The organism is Pseudomonas sp. TH49, from assembly GCF_016650625.1.
GTDB lineage: Bacteria > Pseudomonadota > Gammaproteobacteria > Pseudomonadales > Pseudomonadaceae > Aquipseudomonas > Aquipseudomonas fluorescens_H.
In genome coordinates this window covers 682,311-695,839 of record NZ_JAEKFL010000001.1, presented here as the reverse complement: position 1 = coordinate 695,839, position 13,529 = coordinate 682,311, and the positions used below count along the sequence as shown (strand labels likewise).

At 59.1% G+C, this 13,529-nt stretch carries 11 protein-coding genes; 9 read left to right on the top strand and 2 right to left on the bottom strand.

What is annotated here, in order from left to right:
• Nucleotides 1-33: 33 nt before the first annotated feature.
• Nucleotides 34-561, bottom strand: coding sequence for an outer membrane protein assembly factor BamE (locus JFU48_RS03310; RefSeq protein ID WP_003221514.1), 528 nt, complete (start codon nucleotides 559-561; stop codon nucleotides 34-36).
• Between the two features lie 97 nt (nucleotides 562-658).
• Here JFU48_RS03310 and fur point away from each other — a divergent pair, with 97 nt between their 5' ends.
• On the top strand, nucleotides 659-1,063 hold the full coding sequence (gene fur, locus JFU48_RS03305; RefSeq protein WP_003221515.1) for a ferric iron uptake transcriptional regulator: 405 nt from the start codon (nucleotides 659-661) through the stop codon (nucleotides 1,061-1,063).
• 75 nt (nucleotides 1,064-1,138) lie between these two features.
• Here the strand turns inward: fur and recN are convergent, their stop codons facing one another.
• Nucleotides 1,139-2,812 (bottom strand): DNA repair protein RecN, encoded by a 1,674-nt coding sequence (recN, locus tag JFU48_RS03300; RefSeq protein ID WP_201135831.1) that lies wholly within the window; start codon nucleotides 2,810-2,812, stop codon nucleotides 1,139-1,141.
• A gap of 240 nt (nucleotides 2,813-3,052) precedes the next feature.
• Between recN and grpE the strand changes: the two genes are divergently transcribed.
• The 8 genes from grpE to JFU48_RS03260 all read left to right on the top strand — a co-directional run bounded on the left by grpE (nucleotide 3,053) and on the right by JFU48_RS03260 (nucleotide 13,524).
• A complete protein-coding gene (gene grpE, locus JFU48_RS03295; RefSeq protein ID WP_007961425.1) occupies nucleotides 3,053-3,619 on the top strand; it encodes a nucleotide exchange factor GrpE in 567 nt (188 codons plus the stop codon).
• A gap of 102 nt (nucleotides 3,620-3,721) precedes the next feature.
• Nucleotides 3,722-5,638, top strand: a complete 1,917-nt coding sequence (gene dnaK / locus JFU48_RS03290; RefSeq protein WP_003221521.1) for a molecular chaperone DnaK — start codon at nucleotides 3,722-3,724, stop codon at nucleotides 5,636-5,638.
• 297 nt (nucleotides 5,639-5,935) lie between these two features.
• On the top strand, nucleotides 5,936-7,060 hold the full coding sequence (dnaJ, locus tag JFU48_RS03285) for a molecular chaperone DnaJ (RefSeq protein WP_003221522.1): 1,125 nt from the start codon (nucleotides 5,936-5,938) through the stop codon (nucleotides 7,058-7,060).
• A 9-nt stretch (nucleotides 7,061-7,069) separates the two neighbouring features.
• The gene (dapB, locus tag JFU48_RS03280; protein WP_003221523.1) at nucleotides 7,070-7,876 is read left to right on the top strand and encodes a 4-hydroxy-tetrahydrodipicolinate reductase; all 807 of its coding nucleotides are present in this window, start codon (nucleotides 7,070-7,072) and stop codon (nucleotides 7,874-7,876) included.
• A 257-nt stretch (nucleotides 7,877-8,133) separates the two neighbouring features.
• Nucleotides 8,134-9,270, top strand: a complete 1,137-nt coding sequence (gene carA / locus JFU48_RS03275; protein WP_027610776.1) for a glutamine-hydrolyzing carbamoyl-phosphate synthase small subunit — start codon at nucleotides 8,134-8,136, stop codon at nucleotides 9,268-9,270.
• Nucleotides 9,271-9,396: 126 nt separating this feature from the next.
• Complete coding sequence (gene carB, locus JFU48_RS03270) at nucleotides 9,397-12,618, top strand: carbamoyl-phosphate synthase large subunit (RefSeq protein ID WP_003221526.1); 3,222 nt, start codon at nucleotides 9,397-9,399, stop codon at nucleotides 12,616-12,618.
• Nucleotides 12,615-13,091 carry a transcription elongation factor GreA gene (gene greA / locus JFU48_RS03265; protein ID WP_003221530.1) on the top strand — a complete coding sequence of 159 codons (477 nt, stop codon included), beginning with the start codon at nucleotides 12,615-12,617 and terminating at the stop codon, nucleotides 13,089-13,091. Before carB ends, greA begins: the two co-directional genes overlap by 4 nt.
• 28 nt (nucleotides 13,092-13,119) lie before the next feature.
• Entirely contained in the window at nucleotides 13,120-13,524 is a 405-nt protein-coding gene (locus tag JFU48_RS03260; RefSeq protein WP_003221532.1) for a hypothetical protein, read from the top strand.
• Nucleotides 13,525-13,529 lie beyond the last annotated feature (5 nt).

The following is a 13,529-nucleotide window of genomic DNA, read 5'->3' as shown; positions in this document are numbered from 1 at the left end:
CCGGAAATTCCGGGTTTTTTATTGCCTCGCACATTACTGCGGCGAGGTGTCCAGCGGCTCAGGCGTCGGAACCGGAACGGTTTCAACACCATCCACGTCCTTCTGGATCGAATCCAGCAAGGAGCCAGGTTTGGCTGGTTGTTCCGGCTTCGGCTTCTCGGCGTTTTCAGCAGGGGCGGTCACGCTGGTGCCACTGTCCTTGCCGAGAATGGCTTCGTCACGGCTCACGCCCGGCATGAAGTCACCGGACAGGCTGACAAGCTGGTCGTTAGAGTTGAAAATAACACTCATGCGTTCCTGCTGGCGTTCACCGCCACCAGGTTGCAGGCTGTACAGATAATCCCAGCGATCGGCATGGAACGTGTCGGTCAGCAGAGGGTTACCCATGATAAACCGTACTTGCCGACGGGTCATTCCCGGGCGTAACTGGTCTATCATGTCCTGCGTGACGACATTGCCCTGCTGGATGTCGATTTTGTAAACCCCGGGGAATGAACAACCGGCGAGTGCGAGCAGTCCCACAAAGGTGAAACTGGTTAGCAAGAGCTTGGTGTTTTGCATCGGTGGGCGACTTCCACTATCTTGGCTGGGACAACGTAAACGCCGATCATACCCGCATTAAGAGAAGCTGCGAAGCAGCATCGCGAGAAAGCTGACCATGGTTGAAAATAGCGAACTACGCAAAGCCGGCCTCAAAGTGACCCTGCCACGGGTCAAGATCCTGCAAATGCTCGACTCTACCGAGCAGCGTCACATGAGTGCCGAGGACGTCTACAAGGCGTTGATGGAAGCGGGCGAGGACGTCGGTCTGGCCACGGTTTACCGTGTTCTGACCCAGTTCGAAGCCGCTGGCCTCGTGGTCCGTCACAACTTCGACGGTGGCCACGCGGTATTCGAATTGGCCGACGGTGGCCACCACGACCATATGGTCAACGTGGAAACCGGTGAAGTCGTCGAATTCGTCAGCCCGGAAATCGAAAAGCTCCAGAAGGCAATTGCCGAGGAGCACGGTGTTGATCTGGTAGATCACAATCTGGTGCTGTACGTACGCAAGAAAAAGTAAGCATGTCGCGCGAATTTCAGGTTCGCGAAACGAACGAAGGCGACCCAAGGGTCGCCTTCGTGCTTTCTGCTGCTCTTAAACTTTTGCGGTGACCACCATTTTTTTCGCGTGAGCCAAAGATTCCTTGGTCAGGTCGATGCCGCCCAGCATCCGCGCCACTTCTTCTATACGGTCGTTCTTGCTCAGCTTGGACACGGCGGTGTGAGTCGCTTGTTCGCCCCGTACCTTGTGCACGAATAAATGCTGATGCCCCTGCGCCGCCACTTGCGGCAAGTGCGTCACGGTCAGTACCTGCCCACGATCGCCAAGACGCCGCAACAACTGGCCGACGATTTCGGCGGTCGGCCCGCCGATACCCACGTCCACTTCGTCGAATACCAGGGTTGGTACCCGTGAGGTCTGCGCGGTGATCACCTGAATCGCCAGGCTGATCCGCGACAGCTCGCCACCGGAGGCCACTTTGGCCAGCGCTTTCAGCGGCTGACCGGGGTTGGCACTGACCAGCAGCTCGACTTGCTCCAGGCCGTTGGGTAGCAATTCGTCACTGCTGTTGGCGCGCAATTCGATGGTGAATCGACCGCCGGGCATGCCCAGGCGCTGGATTTCCTGTTCCACGGCGCTGGCGAGGCTGCCGGCGGCTTGATGACGCAAGTCGCTCAGCTCGCGGGCTTTCTCTTGATAGTGGCGTGCGTAGGAAGCCAGCTCTTCACCCAGACGCTCGATGGATTCGTCATTGGCGTTGAGGGTTTCGATCTCATCCAGCAACTTTTGCTGCATCTCGGCGACTTCGGTTGGCTGGATCCGGTGCTTGCGGGCCAGGGTGTAAATCGCGTCGAGGCGTTCTTCCAGATATTGCAGGCGCGCCGGATCGGCATCGAAGTTGTCGAGGAAGCGATTGAGTTCGCCCACGGCTTCTTCGACCTGGATCTGTGCGCTGGTCAGCAGGCTGCTGGCTTCGCCCAGTGCGCCCACCGAGTTGTTCACGCTCGACAGACGGTTGAGGCTGGCGGTCAGTGCATTCAATACGTTGCCGGAATCGCTTTCGCTGCATTGTTCGACCACTTGTCGGCAAATGCCGAGCAGGGTTTCGGCATTGGTCAGGTTCTTGTGTTCCTGCTCCAACTGGTCCAGCTCGTTTTCGCCGAGGCCGAGGTTTTCCAGTTCTTCGAGCTGGTAGCTGAGCAGTTGGTGGCGCGCGCGTTGTTCGTCGCCGGAGTTGGAGAGACGCTCCAGCTCCTGGCGAGTCTGGCGCCAGCGCTGCGCAGCCAGTTGAACTTGGCGGGCCAGATCGGTGGCACCGGCGTATTCATCAAGCAGGCGGCGATGGGTATCGGTTTTCAGCAGGGACTGGTGTTCGTGCTGGCTGTGGATATCGATCAGCAGTTCGCCGAGAGCCTTGAGATCGCCGAGCGGGCAGGGCGTGCCATTGATATAGCCACGCGAACGGCCTTCGGCGGTAATGACCCGACGCAGGATGCACGGGCCGTCGTTTTCCAGGTCGCGTTCGGCCAGCCAGGCATGGGCTTCGGGAATGTCGACCAGATCGAAGGTAGCCAGAATGTCGGCCTTGTCGGCGCCCGGGCGAACCACGCCGCTGTCGGCGCGATCGCCCAGGGTCAGGCCCAGGGCGTCGAGCATGATCGACTTGCCGGCGCCGGTTTCCCCTGTGATCACGCTCATCCCGCGATCGAGTTCGAGATCGAGATGTTCAACGATGGCGTAGTTGTGTACGGACAGGTGCACCAGCATAAAGGCCGCTCCCAGGCTTTAGGTCTGGTTATTTATACAGTGTTTTGTTTCAGGCTGACAATGCCCTCGCTTAGCTCGATTTGCTTGATCCGATCAAATGCTTAGTCCGAGCGGGAATGACAATGCAGCACTTTTTTGTAGGGTTAATCATTGCAGGCCCTTGAAGCCTGATTTTGCGGCCCCATATATCGGGGCAGAAGCGCGAGTACAGCTCGCGGACGTAATTGAAAGGAGAATTCTATGGCTGACGAACAGACAGTAGATACGCAAAATCCAGAAGCCAATCAGGCGCCCGAAACTTCGGGTGACGACCTGGCGACCCGTGTACAAGTGCTCGAAGAGCAGTTGGCCGCCGCGCAGGATCAGTCGCTGCGCGTAGCTGCCGATCTGCAGAACGTCCGCCGTCGTGCCGAGCAGGATGTCGAGAAGGCGCACAAGTTTGCGCTGGAAAAATTCGCCGGTGACCTGCTGCCGATCGTCGACAGCCTGGAGCGCGGCCTCGAGCTGTCGAGCCCGGACGACGAAAGCATCCGTCCGATGCGCGAAGGCATCGAGCTGACCCTGAAAATGTTCCACGACACCCTCAAGCGTTATCAGCTTGAAGCGATCGATCCGCATGGCGAACCGTTCAACGCTGTTCACCATCAGGCGATGGCCATGCAGGAAAGCGCCGACGTCGAACCGAACAGCGTTCTGAAGGTGTTCCAGAAGGGCTACCAGCTCAATGGTCGCCTGTTGCGTCCGGCCATGGTTGTGGTCAGCAAGGCGCCGGCGCCAATTTCGCCTTCGATTGACGAGAAGGCTTGAAATTAGCCGCAAGGCCCCCATTTAGAAGTCAAGCGTTTAAGTATTACCGCAGTTAGCCACCACTGCTGCGGCAACAAAATCCAAAGTTTCGGGAGAGTGAACATGGGCAAAATTATCGGTATCGACCTGGGGACTACCAACTCCTGCGTCTCCGTGCTGGAAAACGGCGTAGCCAAAGTTATCGAAAACGCCGAAGGCGCGCGTACCACGCCGTCGATCATCGCTTACGCCAACGATGGTGAAATCCTCGTTGGTCAGTCGGCCAAGCGTCAGGCAGTGACCAACCCGCACAACACCCTGTACGCGGTGAAGCGTCTGATCGGTCGCAAGTTCGACGAAGAAGTCGTACAGAAAGACATCAAGATGGTCCCGTACAAAATCGCCAAGGCTGACAACGGCGATGCCTGGGTTGAAGTGAACGGCCAGAAAATGGCGCCGCCACAAATCTCGGCTGAAATCCTGAAGAAGATGAAGAAGACCGCCGAAGACTACCTCGGCGAGCCTGTGACCGAAGCGGTGATCACCGTTCCGGCCTACTTCAACGACAGCCAGCGTCAGGCGACCAAAGACGCCGGCCGCATCGCCGGTCTGGACGTTAAACGTATCATCAACGAACCAACCGCAGCGGCTCTGGCTTACGGCATGGACAAGGCCAAGGGCGATCACACCGTGATCGTTTACGACCTGGGTGGCGGTACTTTCGACGTGTCCGTGATCGAGATCGCTGAAGTTGACGGCGAGCACCAGTTCGAAGTGTTGGCCACCAACGGTGACACCTTCCTCGGCGGTGAAGACTTCGACATTCGTCTGATCGACTACCTCGTTGACGAATTCAAGAAAGAAAGCGGCATGAACCTCAAAGGTGACCCGCTGGCGATGCAGCGCCTGAAAGAAGCCGCTGAGAAAGCCAAGATCGAGCTGTCGTCCGCTCAGTCGACCGACGTCAACCTGCCGTACATCACTGCAGACGCTACCGGTCCTAAGCACCTGAACGTGAAGATTTCGCGTGCCAAGCTCGAAGCACTGGTTGAAGACCTGGTTCAGCGCACCATCGAGCCTTGCCGTATCGCCATGAAAGACGCCGGTATCGACGTTGGCGCGATCAACGACGTGATTCTGGTCGGCGGTCAGACCCGTATGCCGCTGGTACAGAAGCTGGTGACCGATTTCTTCGGTAAAGAAGCACGTAAAGACGTGAACCCGGACGAAGCGGTTGCCATGGGTGCTGCGATTCAGGGCGCCGTTCTGGCCGGTGACGTGAAAGATGTTCTGCTGCTCGACGTCAGCCCGCTGACCCTGGGTATCGAAACCATGGGTGGCGTGATGACCGCGCTGATCGAGAAAAACACCACGATTCCTACCAAGAAATCGCAAGTGTTCTCGACTGCCGACGACAACCAGGGCGCCGTGACCATTCACGTCCTGCAAGGTGAGCGTAAGCAAGCTGCACAGAACAAATCGCTGGGCAAGTTCGACCTGGCCGACATTCCGCCAGCTCCACGTGGCGTGCCGCAGATCGAAGTGACCTTCGACATCGACGCTAACGGCATCCTGCACGTTGGCGCGAAAGACAAGGCGACCGGCAAAGAGCAGAAGATCACCATCAAGGCCAACTCCGGTCTGTCGGATGAAGAAATTCAGAAGATGGTTCGCGATGCCGAGCTGAACGCCGAGGAAGACCGCAAGTTCGCTGAACTGGCTGAATCCCGTAACAAGGGTGACGCACTGGTTCACTCGACTCGCAAAATGGTTACCGAGGCGGGCGACAAGGTCAGCGCTGAAGAGAAGACCGCGATCGAAGCTGCCGTGGTTGCACTGGAAGCCGCTGTGAAAGGCGACGACAAGGCTGCCATCGAAGCGAAGATCGAAGAGCTGTCGAAAGTCTCGGCTCCGGTTGCTCAGAAGATGTACGCCGAACAGGCTCAGCCTGCTGAAGGCGCGGCGCCGCACGACGAGAAAGCTGAAAAGGCTGACGATGTCGTTGATGCCGAGTTCGAAGAAGTCAAAGACCACAAGTAAGTTGTTGGTCGCCCGGTTGACTGCCTTGCGGCGGTGACTGGTAGGATGTCGCCGCGCGGGAGCTTGCTCCCGCGTTGGCGTATCTGGAATACACGAATTTTTACAGCATGCGACAAGGTTCGCTTGCTGCTGGTATGGCCGGGAATGCTCCTGCTTTTCGCGCTGCAAGTACCAAAAGAAGCAAAGACCAGGATCGTTGAATTGACGTGAGTTGGGTCCGGGCCTGTATTGGGGCTCAACGAGTTTGGCCATCCTCAGGAGGGGTTTGCCGGACGTCCTCAAGAGTGCAAAAGAATTATGGCAAAGCGTGACTATTACGAAGTATTGGGTGTTGAGCGTGGTTCAAGCGATGCAGACCTGAAGAAGGCCTATCGTCGTCTGGCGATGAAGCATCACCCGGACCGTAATCCCGATGACAAAGCGTCGGAAGAACTGTTCAAAGAGGCCAACGAGGCCTACGAAGTATTGTCCGATTCGAGCAAGCGCGCGGCGTACGACCAGTACGGTCATGCTGGTGTCGACCCGAGCATGGGTGGCGGTGGCGCCGGTTTCGGTGGGCAGAACTTCTCCGACATCTTTGGCGATGTCTTCAGTGACTTCTTCGGTGGCGGTCGTGGCGGTTCCCGTGGCGGCGCCCAGCGTGGCAGCGATCTGCGTTACACCCTGGAGCTGAATCTGGAAGAAGCGGTGCGCGGCACTACCGTGAATATCCGCGTTCCGACACTGGTCAATTGCAAGCCATGCGATGGTTCCGGCGCGAAGAAAGGCTCGTCGCCATCGACGTGCCCGACCTGCGGCGGCATCGGTCAGGTGCGCATGCAACAGGGCTTCTTCTCGGTGCAGCAGACCTGCCCGCGTTGCCATGGCCAGGGCAAGATCATTTCCGATCCGTGCGATTCCTGCCACGGCGATGGTCGCGTCGAAGAGTACAAGACACTGTCGGTGAAAGTGCCGGCTGGCGTCGATACCGGCGACCGCATTCGTCTGTCCGGCGAAGGCGAAGCGGGTACTCAAGGTGGCCCGACTGGCGACCTGTACGTTGTGATCAACGTACGCGAGCACGACATCTTCCAGCGCGATGGCAAACACCTGTTCTGCGAAGTGCCGATCAGCTTCGTTGATGCGGCGCTCGGCGGCGAGCTGGAAATCCCGACGCTCGACGGTCGCGTCAAACTGAAAATCCCTGAAGGTACCCAGACCGGCAAGCAGTTCCGCGTGCGCGGCAAAGGCGTGGCGCCAGTGCGTGGCGGTGGTGCGGGCGACCTGATGTGCCGTGTAGCGGTCGAGACGCCAGTCAATCTGAATCGTCGTCAGCGCGAATTGCTCGAAGAGTTCCGCAGCTCGCTGGCGGACGACAACAGTCACTCGCCGAAAACCACCGGTTGGTTCGATGGTGTGAAGCGCTTCTTCGGCGATCTGTAAGGAGTTGGCATGCGACGTATAGCTGTGATGGGCGCCGCCGGGCGCATGGGCAAGATTCTGGTCGAGGCCGTGCAGCAGCGCGCGCCGCTGACCGGCCTGACCGCGGCGATCGTTCGTCCCGGCAGTACGCTGATCGGAGTGGACGCCGGTGAGCTGGCTTCGCTGGGTCGCATCGGTGTGCCGTTGTCCGGCAACCTCGAATCGGTGGCTGAAGAGTTCGATGTGCTGATCGACTTTACTTTGCCGGAAGTCATGCTGAAAAACCTTGCGTTCTGTCGCAAGGCTGGCAAGGCCATGGTCATCGGCACCACTGGGCTCGACGCTGCGCAGAAGCAATTGCTGGCCGAGGCGGGCAAGGATATTCCGATCGTGTTCGCGGCCAACTTCAGTGTCGGGGTCAACCTGTCGCTGAAGCTGCTCGAAATGACCGCTCGGGTGCTGGGCGATGATGCGGACATCGAGATCATCGAGGCGCATCACCGGCACAAGATCGATGCGCCTTCGGGCACTGCCCTGCGCATGGGTGAGGTGATTGCCGATGCGCTGGATCGTGATCTGCAGAAGGTCGCGGTCTATGGTCGTGAAGGCCATACCGGTGCACGCGAGCGGGAAACCATCGGTTTCGCTACCGTGCGCGGTGGTGATGTGGTCGGCGATCACACCGTGCTGTTCGCCTGCGAAGGCGAGCGCCTGGAGATCACGCACAAGGCTTCCAGCCGCATGACATTCGCCAAGGGTGCGGTGCGTGCGGCGTTGTGGCTGGATGGTCGCGAGCCGGGTCTTTACGACATGCAGGACGTGCTCGATCTGCATTGATTGACTGTTTCACCCAGCGCAAACGCCCGGTTTGCGCTGGTTTTTCTACACCGCGCGACGGCCTGTCGCATTCTCCGGCCTTTTAGGCTCTTTAGCGGTGGACCAAAAAAGCCTTTTTCTGTAAGCTACAGCTTTAGTGTGTCCACTAAAAGCGCGCAGAATAATTCAGTGAAGAAGCGGGGTGACGTGTCCATACGTCACTCCGCTTTTTTACAACCTGCGATTGCCCTTTCATGCGTTATTTACGGGAGGTCTTCTTGACTAAGCCAGCCATACTCGCCCTTGCTGATGGCAGCATTTTTCGCGGCGAAGCCATTGGAGCCGACGGTCAAACCGTTGGTGAGGTGGTGTTCAACACCGCAATGACCGGCTATCAGGAAATCCTTACCGATCCTTCCTACGCCCAGCAGATCGTTACCCTGACTTACCCGCACATCGGCAACACCGGCACCACGCCGGAAGACGCCGAGTCTGACCGCGTATGGTCCGCTGGCCTGGTGATCCGTGACCTGCCGCTGGTAGCGAGCAACTGGCGTAACACGATGTCCCTGTCCGACTACCTGAAAGCCAACAATGTTGTGGCAATCGCTGGTATCGATACTCGTCGCCTGACCCGCATCCTGCGTGAAAAAGGCGCACAGAACGGCTGCATCATGGCCGGCGACAACATCTCCGAAGAAGCTGCAATTGCCGCCGCGCAAGGCTTCCCGGGCCTGAAGGGCATGGATCTGGCGAAAGTCGTCAGCACCAAGGAAAAGTACGAATGGCGCTCGACTGTCTGGGACTTGAAGACCGACAGCCACGCGACCATCGAAGCGTCCGAGCTGCCATATCACGTGGTCGCCTACGACTACGGCGTCAAGCTGAACATCCTGCGCATGCTGGTCGAGCGCGGCTGCCGCGTGACCGTGGTGCCGGCGCAAACCCCGGCTGCCGATGTGCTGGCACTCAAGCCGGACGGCGTGTTCCTGTCCAACGGCCCTGGTGACCCGGAGCCTTGCGACTACGCGATCAAGGCGATCAAGGAAGTGCTGGAAACCGAAATTCCGGTCTTCGGTATCTGCCTCGGTCACCAGCTGCTGGCTCTGGCCTCCGGCGCCAAGACCCTGAAAATGGGCCACGGCCACCACGGTGCCAACCACCCGGTGCAGGATCTGGACACTGGCGTCGTGATGATCACCAGCCAGAACCACGGTTTCGCGGTTGACGAAGCGACCCTGCCGGCCAACGTGCGTGCGATCCACAAATCGCTGTTCGACGGCACCCTGCAAGGTATCGAGCGCACCGACAAGAGCGCGTTCAGCTTCCAGGGCCACCCTGAAGCGAGCCCGGGCCCGAACGATGTGGCGCCCCTGTTCGACCGCTTCATCAACGAGATGGCCAAGCGACGCTAAGCGTTCGCCTTGAGACTGTAGCGAGAAGCCCTCGAGGGCGGCCCCGACACCGGTGGCGCCCCTCAGGGCTTCAGAAATCGATCAAGACGGCTTGCCGACTGACCTGCGGATTTGAGTGACAAACCCATGCCAAAACGTACAGACATTAAAAGCATCCTGATTCTCGGCGCTGGCCCGATCGTTATCGGCCAGGCCTGCGAATTCGACTACTCCGGCGCCCAGGCCTGCAAAGCCCTGCGCGAGGAGGGTTACCGCGTCATCCTGGTGAACTCCAACCCGGCCACCATCATGACCGACCCGGACATGGCTGACGCCACGTACATCGAGCCGATCAAGTGGCAGACCGTGGCCAAGATCATCGAAAAAGAGCGTCCGGATGCGGTGCTGCCAACCATGGGCGGCCAGACTGCACTGAACTGCGCCCTGGACCTGGAGCGCGAAGGCGTCCTGGAAAAATTCGGCGTGGAAATGATCGGCGCCAACGCCGACACCATCGACAAGGCTGAAGATCGTTCGCGTTTCGACAAGGCCATGAAGTCGATCGGCCTGGAATGCCCGCGTTCCGGTATCGCCCACAGCATGGAAGAAGCCAACGCCGTCCTCGAGCGTCTGGGCTTCCCGTGCATCATCCGTCCGTCCTTCACCATGGGTGGCACCGGTGGCGGTATCGCGTACAACCGTGAAGAGTTCGAAGAAATCTGCGCCCGCGGTCTGGACCTGTCGCCGACCAAAGAGCTGCTGATCGACGAATCGCTGATCGGCTGGAAAGAATATGAAATGGAAGTTGTCCGCGACAAAAAGGACAACTGCATCATCGTCTGCTCGATCGAAAACTTCGACCCGATGGGCGTGCACACCGGTGACTCGATCACCGTGGCTCCGGCACAGACCCTGACCGACAAGGAATACCAGATCCTGCGTAACGCCTCGCTGGCGGTACTGCGTGAGATCGGCGTCGAGACCGGCGGTTCCAACGTGCAGTTCGGTATCTGCCCGGACACCGGCCGCATGGTCGTGATCGAGATGAACCCGCGTGTATCGCGTTCCTCGGCACTGGCTTCGAAAGCCACCGGTTTCCCGATCGCCAAAGTCGCGGCCAAACTGGCGGTGGGCTACACCCTCGACGAACTGTCGAACGACATCACCGGCGGCAAGACCCCGGCGTCCTTCGAGCCGTCGATCGACTACGTCGTGACCAAGCTGCCACGTTTCGCTTTCGAGAAATTCGCCAACGCTGACGCACGCCTGACCACTCAAATGAAGTCGGTCGGTGAAGTCATGGCCATCGGTCGCACCTTCCAGGAATCCCTGCAGAAAGCCCTGCGCGGTCTGGAAGTCGGTGTTTGCGGTCTGGACGAGAAGCTCGACCTGAGCAACCCGGAAAGCATGAGCATCCTCAAGCGCGAACTGACCGTGCCGGGCGCCGAGCGTATCTGGTACGTGGCGGACGCATTCCGCGCCGGCCTGACCGTCGAAGACATCTTCGGCATGAACATGATCGACCCGTGGTTCCTGGTGCAGATCGAAGATCTGATCAAGGACGAAGAGAAGGTCAAGACCCTCGGTCTGTCCGCCATCGACCGCGACCTGATGTTCAAGCTCAAGCGCAAAGGCTTCTCCGATCAGCGTCTGGCAAAACTGCTGGGTGTGACCGAGAAGAATCTGCGTACTCACCGTCAAAAACTGGAAGTGTTCCCGGTCTACAAGCGCGTTGACACCTGCGCCGCCGAGTTCGCCACCGACACCGCTTACCTCTACTCGACTTACGAGGAAGAGTGCGAAGCCGCGCCGTCCGGTCGCGACAAGATCATGATTCTGGGTGGCGGTCCGAACCGTATCGGCCAGGGCATCGAGTTCGACTACTGCTGCGTACACGCGGCCCTCGCACTGCGCGAAGACGGCTACGAAACCATCATGGTCAACTGCAACCCGGAAACCGTTTCCACCGACTACGATACTTCCGACCGTCTGTATTTCGAGCCGGTAACCCTGGAAGACGTGCTGGAAATCTGCCGCGTCGAGAAGCCGAAAGGCGTGATCGTCCAGTACGGCGGCCAGACGCCGCTGAAACTGGCGCGTGCCCTGGAAGCCGCTGGCGTGCCGATCATCGGCACCAGCCCTGACGCCATCGACCGTGCCGAAGACCGTGAGCGCTTCCAGCAAATGGTCGAGCGCCTGAACCTGCGTCAGCCGCCAAACGCCACCGTGCGCAGCGAAGACGAAGCTGTTCGTGCTGCCGCGAAAATCGGTTATCCGCTGGTGGTGCGCCCGTCCTACGTACTGGGCGGCCGCGCGATGGAAATCGTTTACAAGGAAGACGAACTCAAGCGCTACCTGCGTGATGCGGTGCAAGTCTCCAACGACAGCCCGGTGCTGCTCGACCACTTCCTCAACTGCGCCATCGAGATGGACGTGGATGCGGTCTGCGACGGCAAAGACGTGGTGATCGGCGCGATCATGCAGCACATCGAACAGGCGGGCGTTCACTCCGGTGACTCCGCGTGCTCGCTGCCGCCTTACTCGCTGCCGGCGCACATCCAGGACGAGATGCGCGAACAGGTCAAGAAAATGGCCCTGGAACTGGGCGTTGTCGGCCTGATGAACGTGCAACTGGCGCTGCAGGGCGAAGACATCTACGTCATCGAAGTCAACCCGCGCGCTTCGCGTACCGTACCGTTCGTGTCCAAGTGCATCGGTGTTTCCCTGGCAATGATCGCGGCTCGCGTCATGGCCGGTAAGACCCTGAAGGAAATCGGCTTCACCAAGGAAATCATCCCGAACTTCTATAGCGTGAAAGAGGCGGTGTTCCCGTTCGCCAAATTCCCTGGCGTTGACCCGATCCTCGGCCCGGAGATGAAGTCCACCGGTGAAGTGATGGGCGTCGGCGACACCTTCGGTGAAGCATTCGCCAAGGCCCAGATGGGCGCGAGCGAAGTGCTGCCGACCGGCGGTACCGCGTTCATCAGCGTGCGTGACGATGACAAGCCGCTGGTTGCAGGCGTGGCCCGTGATCTGATCAACTTGGGCTTCGAAGTGGTCGCCACTGCCGGTACTGCCAAGCTGATCGAAGCCGCAGGCCTGAAAGTGCGCCGTGTGAACAAGGTGACCGAGGGTCGTCCGCACGTGGTCGACATGATCAAGAATGACGAAGTCACCCTGATCATCAACACCACCGAAGGCCGTCAGTCGATCGCTGATTCCTACTCCATTCGTCGTAATGCCCTGCAGCACAAGATTTACTGCACCACCACCATTGCTGCGGGCGAGGCTATCTGTGAAGCGCTGAAGTTCGGTCCCGAGAAGACCGTGCGCCGCTTGCAGGATTTACACGCAGGATTGAAGGCATGATCAAATACCCAATGACCGTCCAGGGCGCGAAAGCCCTGGAAGAAGAACACGCTCATCTGACCAAGGTCGTTCGTCCGAAACTCAGCCAGGACATCGGTACGGCTCGCGAGTTGGGTGACCTGAAGGAAAACGCTGAATACCATGCCGCCCGCGAACAGCAAGGCATGGTCGAGGCGCGGATCCGTGACATTGAAGGCCGGATCCAGAATCAGGTCATCATTGATGTCACGACCATTCCGCACACCGGCAAAGTGATCTTCGGTACTACCGTCGAGATCGCCAACGTCGAGACGGATGAGAGTGTCACTTACCACATCGTCGGTGAGGATGAGGCTGACTTCAAACTCGGCAAGATTTCGGTTGGCTCGCCTCTGGCCCGCGCCTTGATCGGCAAGGAAGAGGGCGATGTGGTCGCAGTGAAAACGCCAAGCGGCGTTATCGAGTACGAGATTGTCGAAGTCCGTCACATCTGAAAGCAGGCGCCCGCTACATGCGGGCGCCATGCTCTGGCAGCTGACCCAGATGTTGTGGGTCGGCGGCTTCTGGCTGATTCATCTCGGTTTGCGAGCGGTGTTGGGCAAGATTGGCCTGGCACCATTGCTGATCGATGAGATTGCCGATGCGTTCGAAGTGCCGGTGGTGAGTTTTGCCGCCGCATGCGTGATCTTTCAGGCTTTGGTGCTGGTACAGGCCGAGGGCCTTGCCAGTCTATGGCGGGACTTTCGTGGACAGGTGTTGCTGATGGCGTTGTATGCGTGTGCGATGTTCGTCGCCGTGCGTGTCGGCTGGCCGCAAGCGCAGCGCTGGCAGGAGTTCAGTTTTCTGGTGTTGGGCTTTTCCGGTCTGGTGCTGGTGTTGCAACCGGTTCCGGGATGGAGTGGGAGGGTGCGCGAAGCACACCCTTGACCCTT

Excerpts from the sequence above, each read along its gene's own strand:
- greA (WP_003221530.1), top strand. The coding sequence starts at position 12,615 with ATGATCAAATACCCAATGACCGTCCAGGGCGCGAAAGCCCTGGAAGAA.
- dnaJ (WP_003221522.1), top strand. The coding sequence starts at position 5,936 with ATGGCAAAGCGTGACTATTACGAAGTATTGGGTGTTGAGCGTGGTTCA.
- carB (WP_003221526.1), top strand. The coding sequence starts at position 9,397 with ATGCCAAAACGTACAGACATTAAAAGCATCCTGATTCTCGGCGCTGGC.
- recN (WP_201135831.1), bottom strand. The coding sequence starts at position 2,812 with ATGCTGGTGCACCTGTCCGTACACAACTACGCCATCGTTGAACATCTC.
- JFU48_RS03260 (WP_003221532.1), top strand. The coding sequence starts at position 13,120 with ATGCTCTGGCAGCTGACCCAGATGTTGTGGGTCGGCGGCTTCTGGCTG.
- grpE (WP_007961425.1), top strand. The coding sequence starts at position 3,053 with ATGGCTGACGAACAGACAGTAGATACGCAAAATCCAGAAGCCAATCAG.
- dnaK (WP_003221521.1), top strand. The coding sequence starts at position 3,722 with ATGGGCAAAATTATCGGTATCGACCTGGGGACTACCAACTCCTGCGTC.
- fur (WP_003221515.1), top strand. The coding sequence starts at position 659 with ATGGTTGAAAATAGCGAACTACGCAAAGCCGGCCTCAAAGTGACCCTG.
- JFU48_RS03310 (WP_003221514.1), bottom strand. The coding sequence starts at position 561 with ATGCAAAACACCAAGCTCTTGCTAACCAGTTTCACCTTTGTGGGACTG.
- dapB (WP_003221523.1), top strand. The coding sequence starts at position 7,070 with ATGCGACGTATAGCTGTGATGGGCGCCGCCGGGCGCATGGGCAAGATT.